General features: G+C 36.0%; 10 protein-coding genes, 2 pseudogenes and 1 riboswitch. Of the genes and pseudogenes, 5 read left to right on the top strand and 7 right to left on the bottom strand.

Going from position 1 to position 16,256, the window contains the following annotated elements:
- Positions 1-37: 37 nt before the first annotated feature.
- The 5 genes and pseudogenes from ACIPKN_RS12805 to ACIPKN_RS12785 all read right to left on the bottom strand — a co-directional run bounded on the left by ACIPKN_RS12805 (position 38) and on the right by ACIPKN_RS12785 (position 4,782).
- On the bottom strand, positions 38-973 hold the full coding sequence (locus ACIPKN_RS12805) for a restriction endonuclease (protein WP_400936533.1): 936 nt from the start codon (positions 971-973) through the stop codon (positions 38-40).
- Between the two features lie 198 nt (positions 974-1,171).
- Positions 1,172-1,825, bottom strand: a pseudogene (locus ACIPKN_RS12800) (vitamin B12-dependent ribonucleotide reductase); the annotation flags it as partial.
- 76 nt (positions 1,826-1,901) lie between these two features.
- Positions 1,902-2,753, bottom strand: coding sequence for a helix-turn-helix domain-containing protein (locus ACIPKN_RS12795; RefSeq protein ID WP_400936531.1), 852 nt, complete (start codon positions 2,751-2,753; stop codon positions 1,902-1,904).
- Positions 2,754-2,961: 208 nt separating this feature from the next.
- Positions 2,962-3,750, bottom strand: a pseudogene (locus ACIPKN_RS12790) (ribonucleotide reductase N-terminal alpha domain-containing protein); the annotation flags it as partial.
- A gap of 201 nt (positions 3,751-3,951) precedes the next feature.
- Entirely contained in the window at positions 3,952-4,782 is an 831-nt protein-coding gene (locus ACIPKN_RS12785) for a lipoate--protein ligase family protein (protein WP_185903368.1), read from the bottom strand.
- Between the two features lie 517 nt (positions 4,783-5,299).
- On the opposite strand from ACIPKN_RS12785, the gene ACIPKN_RS12780 reads away from it, so the two are divergent.
- Together ACIPKN_RS12780 and ACIPKN_RS12775 are read left to right on the top strand one after the other, a co-directional pair.
- Positions 5,300-5,689, top strand: coding sequence for a rhodanese-like domain-containing protein (locus ACIPKN_RS12780; protein WP_400936849.1), 390 nt, complete (start codon positions 5,300-5,302; stop codon positions 5,687-5,689).
- 621 nt (positions 5,690-6,310) lie between these two features.
- A riboswitch (glycine riboswitch) is annotated at positions 6,311-6,387 on the top strand.
- 164 nt (positions 6,388-6,551) lie between these two features.
- The gene (locus ACIPKN_RS12775) at positions 6,552-7,889 is read left to right on the top strand and encodes an amino acid permease (protein ID WP_400936529.1); all 1,338 of its coding nucleotides are present in this window, start codon (positions 6,552-6,554) and stop codon (positions 7,887-7,889) included.
- Positions 7,890-7,968: 79 nt separating this feature from the next.
- Here ACIPKN_RS12775 and ACIPKN_RS12770 read toward each other — a convergent pair whose 3' ends face one another.
- Together ACIPKN_RS12770 and ACIPKN_RS12765 are read right to left on the bottom strand one after the other, a co-directional pair.
- The gene (locus ACIPKN_RS12770) at positions 7,969-8,937 is read right to left on the bottom strand and encodes a glutaminase (RefSeq protein WP_400936526.1); all 969 of its coding nucleotides are present in this window, start codon (positions 8,935-8,937) and stop codon (positions 7,969-7,971) included.
- Positions 8,938-9,844: 907 nt separating this feature from the next.
- The gene (locus ACIPKN_RS12765; RefSeq protein ID WP_400936524.1) at positions 9,845-12,706 is read right to left on the bottom strand and encodes a hypothetical protein; all 2,862 of its coding nucleotides are present in this window, start codon (positions 12,704-12,706) and stop codon (positions 9,845-9,847) included.
- A gap of 651 nt (positions 12,707-13,357) precedes the next feature.
- Between ACIPKN_RS12765 and ACIPKN_RS12760 the strand changes: the two genes are divergently transcribed.
- The 3 genes from ACIPKN_RS12760 to ACIPKN_RS12750 are packed head-to-tail and all read left to right on the top strand — an operon-like array spanning position 13,358 to position 15,959.
- On the top strand, positions 13,358-13,807 hold the full coding sequence (locus ACIPKN_RS12760) for a hypothetical protein (RefSeq protein ID WP_400936522.1): 450 nt from the start codon (positions 13,358-13,360) through the stop codon (positions 13,805-13,807).
- A gap of 15 nt (positions 13,808-13,822) precedes the next feature.
- Positions 13,823-14,725 (top strand): tetratricopeptide repeat protein, encoded by a 903-nt coding sequence (locus ACIPKN_RS12755; protein WP_400936520.1) that lies wholly within the window; start codon positions 13,823-13,825, stop codon positions 14,723-14,725.
- Positions 14,718-15,959: an AAA family ATPase gene (locus ACIPKN_RS12750; RefSeq protein WP_400936518.1), complete on the top strand. Its 1,242-nt coding sequence runs from the start codon at positions 14,718-14,720 to the stop codon at positions 15,957-15,959. Before ACIPKN_RS12755 ends, ACIPKN_RS12750 begins: the two co-directional genes overlap by 8 nt.
- Positions 15,960-16,256 lie beyond the last annotated feature (297 nt).

Here is a 16,256-nt window from a genome sequence, read left to right as displayed (position 1 = left end):
TTTATCCTCTAGTTCTTACAGTTCAATTCCTGTAAGCTCAGCATACATTTTCATTACACATTTTTTTCATAAACCTAAGTAGTTCTTTTCTTCCTCTATCTTCCCCAAAGATTGATTTCGAAATCACTCTAAAATCTTTAACTCCAAATTCTTGATAAATGCTTTCAATTAATGGTTGGAGAGTTGATTTTATTTGATTAAAGGGGGTTGCAGTAATAATTTTCTGATTGTCGATTGCCCATTTAATTACAGTCTGTTTAATTTCTTGATGAACTTTTGCTCGCTTTTCAACATAAGTTTGTGTGGCAACTTGAATATTTGAACTTCCAGCGCATGATTGAGTACAAAACCATTTGGATGAAGAAACAATAACTTCAAACTTGCTCCCACAAGTTTTACAGATTCTTTGTTCCCTAGGTTTCTTTTGCTTACCCTTTTGAGCCAAGCCAGATTTTCTTAAACCTTCAATCATTCTTGCTTTCGCCGGACTATTAGATTCCCACAATCGCTTTGTATGTTGTCCAATTATTTTTTTAGTATGCTCATTATGTTGTTGATTGAAATGAGCATTTAACTTGCCATAATTAGCTTTGTTTATTGTTGTATTTTTTGATTCTATCCATTCTGTTATCGTTGAAGTTAACGAAAATGGTACAAGTTTATACATTTCGAGCAAATCTTCATAAGAAATTAATTCGCAATTAATATCATAAGTTGTTTCAATAACCTTTAAAGCTTCTAGAGCTTTTTCTTTCGCCGTAATATCGCGAGACTTAATTTCAACAATCTTTATGATATCACCGTTATCATTATAGAAGAAAAAATCAGGTTTATAAAATTTGAATCCAATATTAAATACTTTGTCTTCATAGCCCCAAGAAATTGAATGATAATCTAGAAATTTGGCATATGCATACTCATATGAACTTCTTAAATAATATGATTTATAAAAACCTGCATAACCTCTGTTCATTTGATCACAGCCTTTCTCTAATTAGGCCAGTCTAATGTTATGTGTAATGTTGCGGTCTCGTGCCCGGGTTATAGTCTACTAAGTAGGATCACCGGGTATGCGTTGCCCCTGACTGAAGTTTTACCTTTAGCCTTCGGTTCGGATTAGCATCTCAGCTTTCCCGCTTTATCCCGCAATTTTTAACGTGAGGCGAAGTCCACCACACGGGTTTGTTGCTACAACGCTTTGACCATAAGCTTTTGCATTAGTCATGTCATTAGCGTTGTCGATGAAGAAAATACCTGGCTCTGCAGAGTATGTTGCACAAACGTTAATTAAATTCCATAATTCCTTCGCTTTAATAGTACGGTAAGTGCGTACTTTATAGCCCATTTTCTCCCATTCACGCACATCGCCAACTTTATGCCATTCGCTGTTGTAAATAGCCATCTCTTCTTTTGTATATTCTTCAACAGCTGGGAAACGAAGCTCAAAGTCAGCGTCATTTTCTACAGCTTGCATAAATTCTTTTGTTAATGTTACAGAAATATTTGCACCAGTTAAAAACTCTGGATTGTGAACCGTATAAGTACCACCATCACGCAGTTTGTTTTCCGCTTCACGAATAATAGCCGTATCAAAACCACCTAAGCCTTCGATACCTTTATAGTTAACAATACCTTGATACATCGCTTCCTCTTGGAATGAAAGAGGCTTAAAGTTTAATTTTTCTTTTGCTAGACGAATAATTGTTTTATCCGTTGTATTTTCGATTAGGTATCGTAGAATACGTGGATTTTGCATTTTTGAAATAATAAATTCCACGATATCAGGATGCCAATCTGCCAGCATAATCATTTGTGCCCCACGCTTTTTGTTACAAAAAAATATTTTAAAATACTTTTCCGATGTGGTCATTTCTGCCACATTCTTATGCTTTCACATAAGATCAGACTATATCATCAAAGAAGGGTTTGATTTTTTCATATTTTCTATTGAGTTGTAAGGAACCATGACCGTATAACTTTCGAACAATCTTTAACACATCAGCTTTTCGATAAATGAATAAGTCAACGCATCCTTGTTTTGGGTAAACTTTATGGATGGTTAAAGCTAGTTGTTGATTATGCAAAAATTGGAGTAATGATAAAAGCATTTGACAATTACCTGTAAATCCTATTCTCCCACGCTTGGAAAAATGGCCATCTGCATCAAAAAACCCTCTTAAATAAGCCCATTGCAAATCCTCATTTTTAAAATCAATCCAACTTTCAAAACCTGTTTTTCGAGGTGTAATACCCAACCTCATTAAATCATTGCACATTTCTGTTGAATTAATTGTTAAAGAGTATTTGTTTTGTTCATTCGGTGCATAGCGTTGACGGAATTTAATCGCTTCTTGCATAGATAATTCTTTTGCGATATCTTCAAGTAGTTGCCGGTCCTGTTCAGCAAGTGATAAAATAATCCGCTTCGATTTACCACGATCATTTATAGTACCATCACCTGTAATATAACCTACTAAATAAGCCTTATTTGCAGTATCAATATTTTTAAAATAGTGTTCATCATAATGATACTTCTTATTTTTCAGCTTTCCTGCTTGACCAGGCTTTCTTGCTTTAAAAAGATCTAGCTCTTTATTCCATCTAAAGATTGTTCCTCTTCCAATGTTAAGTGTTTTTGCAATATCAACTTGGCTCATACCATTTTCATGCAACTCAATAATTCCTTTAATCAATCGTTCTTTGTCTCGCGCCTCGTAAGGACGTCTCCGTACATTACGATTTACTTCTTCCATGCTTCCACCTCCGATGTGGTTCAAAGTTTAGGAAGGTTCAATAGTCGTTGAACGTTCAACTACGTTTCCATAGATGCTTCGCTGCTGATTGCCCAATCTTTTCTTTTTTCAAGCATTCACGCCTAACTTCACAGTTTACGTTGTAGCAAGAAAAGCTCTCAGGGTGTTCCAGCAATTCACGAGATTTTAATCCCGCCGTTTTCGGTTAACGGGAACCACCTTGTTCGACAAGATGAGTCAGCTTCGCAATATCATCTAACCATGAAACGGAACCGGATGATTTACCATTTACACCACGTGCTAAAGTGTTACGTGGACGCAATGTCGAACCATTCGTCCCTACACCACCACCGCGGCTCATAATTTCCATTACTTGCTTACGATGATCACTGATTCCTTCACGTGAATCTGCTACAAATGGCATTACGTAACAGTTGAAGAACGTTACATCTGTTTCAGATCCTGCTCCATAAATAACTCGTCCAGCTGGAATGAATTTTAATGATACTAACTGCTCATAAAACTTCTCAAACCATTCTTGGCGTTTCTCTGGTGTTTTTTCAACAGCAGCAAGTCCTGTTGCATTTCGTTTTGCGATTTGTTCATAAAATATTTCAAGAGGCTTTTCTAGCACGTCAATTGAACGTGTAATCACACCCGTCTCTTGCTCTTTCGGATCATCTAAAGCACTACGGTAATCTTCCTCAATCAAAATTTCTGCTGTTTTCGTAGACATATCAAGCTTTTGAATTGTCCCTAAACCACGTGCAGGGAATTTCGGATCTGACTTCACTGTTAATACGACAAAATCACCGGCTTTTAACGTTTTCTTCTCCGTATCCTTAAACGAGTAGCGATCGATCATTACAAGTCTTGATACACCTTTATGCGTAATGTGCATATCAGGTGTTACAGGATGAACCTGTGGAAATTGTTCAATGTCTTTGTTTAACTGTTTAAATTTGTTTACTTCGGGTTGATGATTTGTGAGTACCATCGTTTTGCCTCCCTTATTCTCTACCTTACAAAATAAATACACAATATCATGTGTCGCTAAACACTACATATTGTGTATATTTCTTTAATTAAGATACTATATATAGTTTTTCAATTCAACTCTTGCAATTTCGAATAGAACCCGAACTGCTTGTTATTACAAGGATTGAACGATAAAAAAATATTTTTCTTATACCATTTTTTATTTTTTGAAGTTCCAATCATCACATGCATATTTTTTTTCTTCTAGTGCATGTACATATTCTAATTGCTCCTCAGAAAGTGTAAATGGTTTTAAATCAATTTGCAACGATTTTGCAAAACCATCTCTAAATGCTGTCACACATTGTTCTATTGTCACTGGTTCTTTAACAAGGTTATTGATAGCAACAGCCTTCTCTGGCATCTTTCTACGCATACGGTCCTTCGCCTCTTCACTTGAAAAATTGAAGACAGACAATAATTTTTCTTGATCTAAATCAAGTAAAATAGCTCCATGCTGTAAAATAACACCTTTTTGACGTGTTTGTGCACTACCAGCTACTTTTTTACCTTCCACGACAAGCTCATACCAACTTGGCGCATCAAAGCAAACTGCGCTTTTTGGTTTCTTTAAGTCTGCTCTTTGTTCTTCTGTATCAGGTACACTAAAATAAGCATCCATACCTAGATTATGAAAACCTTGCAATATACCTTCACTTAACACTCTATATGCCTCTGTCACTGTTTCAGGCATATTTGGATAGCTTTCTGATACAATGACGCTATATGTCAATTCATGTTCATGTAAAACAGCTCTACCACCTGTTGGACGACGAACAAAGCCTAGTCCTTGTTCTCGTACCGCTTCTAGATTAATATCTCTGTTTGCTTGCTGAAAATAGCCAATCGAAAGTGTTGCTGGCTCCCACTCATAAAAACGAATGACTGGTGGAATTAAACCTTCACTATGCCAATCAAGTAATGCTTCATCTAACGCCATATTAAAAGAAGGGCTACATTTCCCTGAATTTAGAAAATACCAAGTTGTCATATTTTCATCTCCTACAAATATTTAATTGAACATTAGCAACGTGTACAAAAATAAGTCTCATCACCATAACGTGGGCGTTCCGGCTGGTCGCTTTGTTGCTGCCGCTTCGCTTTCGCACAGTTAAAACATTTGTTGCTGTCGCTTCGCTTCAGCACAGAAAACATCCGCTTCGCTGTAGGATCTCATCTGTGACGCTATGATCCTCAAGGAGTCCCCCTGCCTTCACTCCAATCAACCTGAATATGGCATACGTTTTAACAAATGTCATCCTACTCTAGGTGATGATTAAAAAACAATACTTCTCAAAATTTTGACACTCTGCGTTTAGTTCTATTTTTTATTGAAGTAATCGTCCACCCTAGTCTATGAATGTAGTGGGATGATTCCACTAATAACATCCAGAAATTTAGATAGATTAATTCTAGCCACAATGTAATTTATTTTATCAAACTCATTGGACTATCGCTAGCGCATCTTTTATAATAATAAAGAAGATAGAAAGGGGTAAGAAATTTTGTTGAACATACTTATCACAATCGGTGTTATTTTAGTAGTTGTAATTGCTTATATCGGCATTAATGCCCTACGACTAAAAAAAGCCGTAACAAACCTAACACAAGAACAATTTATTGAAGGCTATCGTAAAGCACAGCTTATTGACGTACGTGAACAAAAAGAATTTGATGCTGGTCACATCCTTGGTGCACGCAATGTTCCTTCGACTACTCTACGTCAACGTCACAAAGAAATTCGCCCAGATTTACCAGTATATTTATACTGTCAAAATACAGGCCGTAGCTCACGTGCTGCTCTATTTCTTAAAAAACGTGGCTACAACCAAATTTACCAACTTCAAGGCGGCTTCCGTACTTGGACAGGTAAAGTAAAGTCCAAAAAACAAAATTAACAAATCAATAAGACATTAGTGACTAATATAAATACATCTACTCATGAAACAAAGTAAATTTATTTGTATTTACCTATATCAATTTTGTTTTAAACAAAATGTAAACCATCTCAGATGACTATGAGATGGTTTCTTTTTGCAAAAAATTCTGAGTTTCTACTATATTATATATATTGTTTAACGTCTGACAAGTTAGTTCTACAGAAAAGGATAAAACAACGTGAGGTAATATACTCATTACATTCACATTCCCATCATCAACATGTGGTTGATTTTTTCGTTCCGACTCAGCCCTTTCCTAGGGGCGTCCGATGACCCGCTAATCCTCAAGAAGTCGCTTTAGTCTCCTCTCCAATCGACTTATAAAATGTCATTCATAATTTTCGTAGATGCGCCACTTTATACTACGAATTAAATAGTATCCTTAAATTAACGTATGTCTAAAAATACTATTTTTCGTAAAGTATTTACCTAGATGAACTCCATTCTTCTTTTTTTCTGAAAATGTTTGAAATTTACCCTTGAATAATTAACTAGGCACTGATAGGATTTATAATATCTTAAAATAATGTCATACAGACATACAATATAAGCTATGAATGCTATGGATAACACTATAGCAGGAGCAGTTCTGGAGAGAGCGCATTTTGCGTCGCCGAAGGGTTCACTATCTCAGGCAAAAGGACAGAGGAGTAATATTAACTTTCAACACGAAAGCTATACCATACGAATGTTTTTCTGTATTTACATACAACATCCGTAATCGGTATTTGTTATTCTGTCGTTTACGAGACTAGTGTCATTACTAGTCTCTTTTTTATTTTCCAGTCATAGTTTTTACGTATCTTTGAGGGGGATCAACGTGGAACAACAACAATTAAAACGTGAATTAAAAAATCGCCATGTGCAGCTCATAGCGATCGGTGGAACAATCGGTACTGGTTTATTTTTAGGTTCAGGTAAAGCCATTGCTTTAGCGGGACCTTCCATCATCTTTGCCTATCTCATTGTCGGAACCGCCTTATTTTTTGTTATGCGGGCATTAGGTGAATTATTATTATCGAATGCTGGCTATACATCATTTACCGATTTTGCATCCGAATACATAGGTCCTTTGGCAGGTTACATCACTGGCTGGACATACTGGTTCTGCTGGATCATGACCGCTATGGCAGATATTATTGCAGTCGGCGTTTATACACATTATTGGTTTGATATACCTCAATGGGTGCCTGCAATCGGGTGTTTAGTACTGTTACTAATTTTGAATTTGTTAACTGTAAAACTATTTGGCGAACTAGAATTTTGGTTTGCCCTTATAAAAGTCATCACCATTGTGGCACTGATTGTTATTGGCCTAATCATGTTATTTACAGGCTTTCAAACAAGCTCTGGCACAGTGACAGTTGAAAATCTTTGGACAAATGGCGGTTTATTCCCGAACGGCCTATACGGTTTCCTAATGGCATTCCAAATGGTTGTTTTCGCCTTTGTTGGTGTCGAATTAGTAGGAGTTTCTGCTGCAGAAACGGCCAACCCTAAAAAAAATATTCCTTCTGCCATTAATAAAATTCCATTACGCATTTTATTATTCTACGTAGGAGCGTTATTTGTTATTTTATGCATTAATCCTTGGTATGAAATGTCTGCATCAAGTAGCCCATTTGTACAAGTATTTACACTAGCTGGTATTCCAATTGCTGCAGGTATTATTAATTTTGTCGTTCTTACATCTGCTGCTTCAGCAGGTAATAGTGGTTTATTTTCTACTAGCCGCATGCTTTTTAATCTTGGAAACAACAAGCAAGCTTCGCCAAAGTTTGCAAAGCTCAATAAAAACAGTGTGCCAAGTAACGCACTCGTTGTTTCTGCAATTGTAGTTTCCGCTGGTGCATTACTAAGTAAATTAATGCCTGAAAATGCCTTTAGTGTTGTGACAACGATTAGTGCTATTTGCTTTATATGGGTGTGGAGTATTATATTAATCTCTCATATCATTTATAAACGTAAAAATCGCGCACTTCATGAAGCATCGATTTTCAAGGCACCTTTTACTCCGTTCGTGAACTATTTAGTACTTGCCTTCTTTGCATTTTTATTAGTAGTCATGTTCATTTCAGAGGCAACACGTACCGCATTACTATTAACACCAATTTGGTTTATTCTACTAATGATTATTTATAAAATGAAAAGAAAGTAATTTTTTCATTGCAAATTAACAATATAATCAACATCATAAAAAAGATGACTCCATTTATGAAGTCATCTTTTTGAATGGATTAAAAAATATTCATATTCCACTCGGTAGCAATATGCTTTAGTAAATGCACTCCAGCTACACTGTTCCCGATGTCATCAATTGCTGGTCCGTAAATGCCAATACCACAGCCAGTAGGAAAAGGTGAATCTAAGCCCGCGTGACTTGGCACTGCCGCTAAAATTGCTCCAGAGACACCACTTTTTGCAGGTAACCCGATAAATGCTGCAAATTTACCAGAAGCATTATACATCCCGCAAGTAACCATCAACGCCTTCGCTAATTTTGCTACTTGTTTAGGAAATAGCTGTGTTTTTAATAAAGGATGATAACCATCATTGGCAATGACTAAACCAATCATCGCTAAATCTGAAACATTTACTTCAATAGCACATTGTTTCAAATAAACCTCTAATGCTTCTTCTACAGGACAGTCTAAAAAGCCAGAATCCATTAAATAATAGGCTAATGAACGGTTTCGATTGGCAGTTTGCCACTCAGATTGATAGACCTCTTCATTAACCTTTAATTCCTTGCCAACGATTTGTTCTAAAAATTGAAGGATTTTCGAAACCTTCTCTTGTGGAGAACTACCGTCAAGCATAGAGGATACTGTAATCGCTCCTGCATTAATCATTGGATTAAAAGGTTTTCCAGGCTGATGGCTTTCTAGTCGAATAATGGAATTGAAGGTGTCACCTGTAGGTTCAACATCTACTCGTTCTAAAACATAAGGTAATCCCCGTTCCATACACGCTAATATAAATGTAATGACTTTTGAAACACTTTGCAGCGTAAATAGTTCAGTTGTGTCTCCAGCTTTCATTTCCTCATTATTAGTACCGATAATCGAAATCGCTAATTGATTTGGCTCTTTTTCCGCTAAAGCGGGAATATAGCTTGCGCATTGTCCCTCTTTCGTATAAGGACGAAACTGTTTCACCCATTCTGCCGCAAGGTGATTATGATGATTGATATGATCTGTCGGCATTTTGTGATCTCCTTTCAAAAAAACGGCATTTTTACGCCATAACTACTCAATAAATACACTTTACTAAGAAAAAACTTAATAATAGGCAAAAACAGAGTCTCCATAGTTTACCCTACGAAGACTCTATTTGGTATAACTTTTTAAATACTTTTTAAAGTTTTGTATACTTAGCCTTCTGGAATCAGCAAATCATAAGTCTCCTCATTCAGACGTTCCTTCTTCTTCAATATGTGCTGGATTTCAATTTAATCAACAGCAGTCTATTTCATAAGTTTGCATTTCTCAATCAAGTATTTGTTTTTGCATCGCATCATACAGTGTTTTATTTGGAATAAAATATGACGCTGCCCTCACAAAGGCGATTTCTAACGATGTTTCAGTCATTGCGCCTTATATTTTTGATAAATTTTATACTTGATGTTTTTTAAGCGCTCTGTCACCTTTTCATATGGTTGCACGACATTTGGAGACGATCCTCCTATGGTTGTACCGCATAATGCACGCGCGCTTTTGGCATGATATGCTCACGTAAATAGTTTACCCTACCATTCATTAACTCAACAGCTTCTCATACACTTCTTCCCAGATGTGGTGCAGCTGCTGCATGTGTACTTTTCCCTGTAAACTTAAAAGTAGCCGCATAGTTTGCGAGAGAGGTGTAAGTCATAACAGATAGAAATCGACATCATCGAAAATACTAGCCTTCGCCATATAAGCTTTACCTGACCATTTTCCTCTCTCCAATCACTTATCCACATATACTTTTTAACATAATGTCATCCAACTTCATCGGAACACTTTGATGTTTTATCACCCAACTTTTAATTTATATCAACATCCTCATTCCAGGTACACACATTTAAACCCCGAATAAATTTCTTATCCGGGGTTTTGGTTTAAACTATTTTTATAAATCGTTTGCATACATCTTCTTATATAAAATTTCTAATTTCTTCGAGAGCTTACCGTATGCAGTTTGCCAAGCTTTACGAGCTGCTGCATTATCGTTTGTAGCTGGCACGTAAAGAGCATGAACCTCTGCTACCTTTTTCAAATCACTCTCGGCCTGAGTTAGCTTAGAATAGTTTTTCACGACGCTTTTTTCGGAAGCACTAAGACCATCATATGCTGTACGAATTTCTTTTACTTTCGTCTCCAAGTCATCAATATATTCACCATTTACAAGCAATGAATTAATGGATTCCACTAATTTCAAAGCAATTTCATTAGACTGTTGTTGATTTTTATCTTGATCAATAATAGATTGTCTTATTTCTGGACTTACTAAACTCATTTGTTTTGATGTAAGCTTAGCAAAAGCTTTGATGACAGTAGTTGGGTTACTATTAAATGATTTTTCATACGTCTTCATAAATGATTCAACTTTTTTTACATCAGAAACTGCCGTTGTTAAGATGGAAGCATTCGTAATACGTTTTTTATCGCTAGAGCTTAGCTTATTATATTGCTTTGAAAGCTCATTAATTTTTTCCATTGAAACTGTATACGTATCATTTGAGACAATTTTTGCAATTTCATTATTTAATTTAGTGATATCTGGTGCATTGCCATCTTCTAAACGATTATTGAGCAAATCTTCATATTGCTGTTTTGCAAGAAACTGTTGATTTGCAGGTAGTTTTGCATAAGCAGTTTGTACTGTTTGAATTTTTTTCGCTTGTTTCGTAGCATCCGTTTCTTCTCTTGCGGTTTGCACTTTTTTATGGAATGATTTCACACCAGAAAGATCTTTACTAGCCGCTGTTAATAAATAATAGTTTGTTACATACTTTCGTCCAGCGGAAGATAGGTTTTTATATTTTGTTGTTGCTGCATTAACAGCAGATTCAAATTGTACAAATGTATATTTCGTTACATCAGCAAGCTTATCCACATCAGCCTTTAAAGCCAATGCAGCAGCTTTATCAGCAGGTTCCTTACCATTTGTATTAACTGTAATAGTTGGTGTATTTAATAAAAAATCATTTGCATTATAAACAAGTGATTGTTGTAGACTAGTTAACTTATTATAAGCGTTCAATACATTCGTGTAGTTCGTTTTTAACTTACTTTCAGCTACACCTGGCGTTACTGAAAGTTTTTGATAGGCGTCCATATCCTTAACAACTTTTTCAGCTGCTTTAAAATCTTTTTGCAAGGTTACAATGCTATCATATCCGACAATTTTAGCCGCTGAATTTTTCGTTAAGCCCTTATATTCATTGATAATACGGTTTACATTATTAACATGACTTTGCCAAGTAGTTACTGACGGATCAATTGGGTAACTATCAACCACATCGCCTACATAACTGTCGATCTCACTATTTAATTTGTCTATTTGATTGTTTTCCGCGTTTTCTGCTAGAAGTAATGTATGCATATATTTTGCTGGTACAAGTTGAAGTTGTTTATAAGTTAACTTTTCATAAGACGTACGTATTGATTTTGCTGTAGTCACCTGTTTGCTAGGTGAATCTTTTTCTGACAGCTTATCGAAAAGTTTAATAAATTGTTCAATCTTTTTAATATCCGCTTTAGCATCACTTAAAATTGTTTGATTTTGAACAGTTGCTCGGTAATTTTGAGATAATTTTGCTCTATCCTTTTCAATTGTTTCAACTGCCGCTTGTAAAGATTCTAAGCTAGTAGGTACATACTTCGCAAAGGAATTTTCATATGTTAATAATGCTACAATTGTCTGATTGATTCTTCTAACTTCTTTAAATTCTTCGATATCTGCCGGATCTTTCAAAATGTTTTTAATGCTATTGTATAGCGCATCATTTAGATCTAAGCTACGTTGTAATAAATCAAACTTATCATAGGCCTCATCAATTTCTTTTAAATATTTTGGTAGGTCTTTTTCATTAACCTCTTTTACCTTATCTACTTTCTCATTTAACTTGCTAATTAACTCAACATCTGCAGCTGCTCTCTTTAATACATCATAATTTGTTACATTCGCCTTTGCTGCAGTTGATAGTGCCTGATATTTACTTTCCAATGCCGTGACAGCTGACTTAAAAGATTCTAGACTTGTCATATTATATTTGTTGTCATTTATTAGTAAAGTTTTAATGTCTTCAACCATTGAATCAGAAGGTTCATTCGATACTGACCTCACAGCAGAAACATCAGATTCCACGAAAGAAGATCCTACCTTTGCCTTTACTTTAACAATGATATCTTTCATGCCTTTTTCTAAAGCATCTTTAGGAATTCTGTATGTGTCGTTAGTTGCTCCATCAATAATTGTGAAGGATTCACCAACTTTATAAAACCATTGATAGCTATATGTAATCTGACTGCTTTGTAACTTTGCTCCGGCATCATCGGTTACAATTGCACCTGCGACTTGTACCAATTCACCTGGTACTGCATAATTTGAACTACTATCAATTCTTGGAGCAGTTATTGAAAGTTTGAGGTCATTAATCGAACGGGGTTCACTCTTATACTTATCGCCATTTGTTGTAGTCGCTTCCACGAAAACTGCTTTGCCTGCCGCTTCAACTGGTATTGTAAATGACGCAGTTGTAGCACCAGAGATTGGTTTTTTCGTTGAATCGTTAGAACCATCTACATAATACCACTGATAACCATTAACAATTGAATTTGCTGGTAAGTTTTCAATAGAAGCTTTTAACGTTTCATTTACTATATTATTTCCTGTGACGGAAACTGTATTGGCTGCCGCTCCTGCAACTGTTGGTACAATAAGAGCTACCGGGATAGCTGCTGCTGTCAAAAATAATTTTTTATTCAAATTTACATACCTCCTCTATCATCTATTGAATTATATCGGTTACATTTTTAATAATTCTCTTCATTTTATTGAATAATTCTAAAACGTGCATTTTCTCCCTATTTCAATAACAAAAATAATATTTTTTTGATTATAGAATTTGATTCAAAAAATTAACCCGAACAATATAGCAAGTATTTTTGTAATGAGAATGAAGGAGCATGACAATCCTGTAAAGAAGGTGTTTCCAGTTTAAAGATATATATGTATAATACAACTATTATCAGGATATTAATGGATCATCACCAAAACATGTAGTTGATTTCCGTTCCGACTGGGCGCTTTGCCGCTGACGCTTCGCTTTCGCGCAGAGCAGAGCTTCCTGGGGGCGTCCGATGAGCCGCTTTTGGTGCTGCCGCTACGTTTAAAACTACGCTTTCGCACAGAAAACATCCGCTGCGCTGCAGGGTCTCGGGCCAACACGATGTTGGTCACGAAGGCGTTATCACAGGATGTGATGCTTTTAGCCTTCGTTCCTCTATCGCTGATCCCCGAGGAGTCGCCCAGTCTCTACTCCAAGCAACTATTAACATAGTAGACGTTTTAATAAAAGCTCAACCACAACTTTTGATGATGGACCATATTAATAGGAAACAGGAGCTTGATGGAATTATGGAAAATCTATATGAACCTAGTTTAACAAACAATGAAGTAGACAGGACAAGAAGCTATGAGATTGGTAATCTATTTTTTGTTGCTACATTTGGTGGTATTTTTGCCATTACCATACTAGGTATACAAAACGCTAAATGGCTAAAAATTGAGAAAAAACACATACAGTTGTTAACGATTATTAGTATTGTACTTATTATTGCGAAGCTTGCAGTCGTTTACGCAATTGGTCAACAACTCATCCCCATAGATGAAAAATATATTAAATTTATTGGTCGACTATTTGGGGTTGCCTGTTTTTTCATTTTCTTCGCATTTTTAGACAAGCCGTATAAAGAACATTTAGCAGTAGATGGTGGTGCTGAATCATTATGGAAGCCAGGATTTATCGCAATCATCTTCTCTGGCTTAATCGATGCTTTGGTTACGTTATTCTTACTAGCACTATAGGAAAGGAGATATATTTTGAGTGAATTTGAAGAATATGATGAATATGAAAAACCATCCTTTGAAGTTATCGAGCATTATTTTAATATAGGTAAATATCCCCAAGTTATTGAGCTTATTAATGAGGAATTACATGACAATAGTGAAAATAGCCGGCTTTGGTATATGTTAGCCTACAGTAACTATGCAATAAACGAATTTGGTGAGGCTGAAGAACAATTTCATGAAGCGATGAGATTGGGATTCGATGAGGAAATCATATTTTATTTTCTCGGCCATCTATACATGGAGACCGAGCGATGGCAAGAAGCAGAAGAAGCCTTTCTTGAATCACTTCGCTTAAATCCAAATAATGCAGAAACACATGCAGGCTATGCTGTTTTAATGAAACAAACAGGATATCGTGATAAATCAAAGTTATTAATCAATAAAGCATTAGAATTAGATCCGGACAATTCATATGTATTACGGAGAAACTTTATTTTACAAGGTGTACATGGAAGTAAAGAACAACAAATCCTTGCATTAGAACAATATATGAATTCAGCAGATAGTGAAGTGGCAAAATTGCTGCACCTCGGAATAAATGCCTCCTTCCGAAATAACGAAAAAGAAGCGAAAGAATATTACAGACAAGCCTTTCTTTTAAATCCTGAGGATCAAACATTACTAGCTCTATTAGAAGAGATGGAAATTACAACCCACCCTCTGCTAGCGCCTAATCGTTTTATAGAGCGTTTAGGGGGTCCATCTATCATTTGGCTTGTAGGGATTGGGCTAACCTTTTTATTACTAGCACTAGGGTTTGATAGTATAGCCATGCTGTTTTTAAAATGCTATGTAATCCTTGCACTTTATACATGGATATCAGTTCCATTGGCAAAGGGACTAAGAAAAATAAGGGGTTATAGATATGGATAAAATTAAATGGTTACAGCAAATGGTGGAACAAAGCCCAACTGACCCTCAAGCACATTACTGGCTTGGAAAAGAGCTTGCTGAAAACGATCGTTGGCTAGAAGCTATACAATCGTATTCAACAGGCATTTCTCTCTGTACAGATGATACACTACGTATGGAAATCATAAATGAATTAACAAAAACGAGTTTGCAAATTCAGCAAACGAAGTCAGATGAAATGATTGAGACTACTGAAGACATTGCCGCTTCAGCAGAAGCATTGCTTGAAAGAGAAGACAAAAGTGAAGAAACCGAGTCGGATCAAATAATAGATTTTACACCTAGGTTAAAAATTATTGATGGTAAAGCCCCTAAAACAGTAAAAAAAGGTAAGGAACAAATCACTTTTACGGATGTTGCTGGGCTTGATGACTTAAAAAAGACCATTACTTTACGTATTATTAGCCCATTTTATAACAAAGGTCTATTTGCTAAGTTTCGAAAAAAAGTAGGCGGCGGTGTACTGCTCTATGGTCCCCCTGGTTGTGGAAAAACATTTATTGCCAAGGCAACCGCTGGTGAATGTAAGGCTAATTTCTATCCTGTTCATATTACAGACATATTAAATCGCTATATTGGTGAAAGTGAACAAAATTTAAAAGCGGCTTTTGATAAAGCACGTTTTCAAAAGCCAAGTATTATGTTTTTTGATGAAGTAGACACGATTGGTATGAGTCGGTCTAAAGCTTCTGAATATACTCGAGGAATCATCGACACATTCCTTACAGAGTTAGAGGGAATTGATACAAGCACAGATGAAGTACTTATTATGGCTGCTACAAATACCCCTTGGGATATCGATAGTGCCTTAAAGCGCCCTGGTCGATTCGATCGTCTCATCTTTGTCGCTCCACCAGATAAAAAAGCGAGAGAGCAAATTTTTAAATTGAAGCTAGCAGGAAGATATGCTGAAGAAATAGATGTCGAAACACTAGCTGCTCAAACTGAGTTTTTCTCAGGTGCAGACATTGAAAATACGATTGAATTAGCTACTGAAAATGTACTTGCTGAAATTTTAGCTACTGGTGATGAACGTCCTATCACAACTAATGATTTATTACACGTTTTAGAAGAGATACAGCCATCTACATTAGAATGGTTACGGACTGCCAAAAACTATGTGAAATACGCAAATCAATCAGGACTTTACAATGATGTCGAAAAGTATCTTCGTGTTCACGCTAAACGCATATAATGAATAAAATCAAAAAGACATCTCAACTATGATATGCTCCCCATTAGGTAGACAGATTAAAAAATAAAATCTGTTTATCTAGAGGGCACTGAAAAAGTCTATATCTTTTCACATTGCGAGGTATTCAACGATTTAATCGTTGAATACCTCGCTTTTTTCATTTGGCACTGTGACTCTACTGTTGTTTTCCGAAGCATTCCGCTCGCTTCGTGCGGGGTCTCGTCTGTCTCGCTTTCCCGCAGGAGTCGAGCGATGCTTCTCCAAACAACGCAATGTATCACACTATTATTTTAGTCA

The organism is Lysinibacillus sp. NPDC086135, assembly GCF_044746345.1.
Classification (GTDB): Bacteria; Bacillota; Bacilli; order Bacillales_A; family Planococcaceae; genus Lysinibacillus.
The sequence above is the reverse complement of the archived record's forward strand: the minus strand, read 5'-3'. Positions and strand labels throughout refer to the sequence as shown.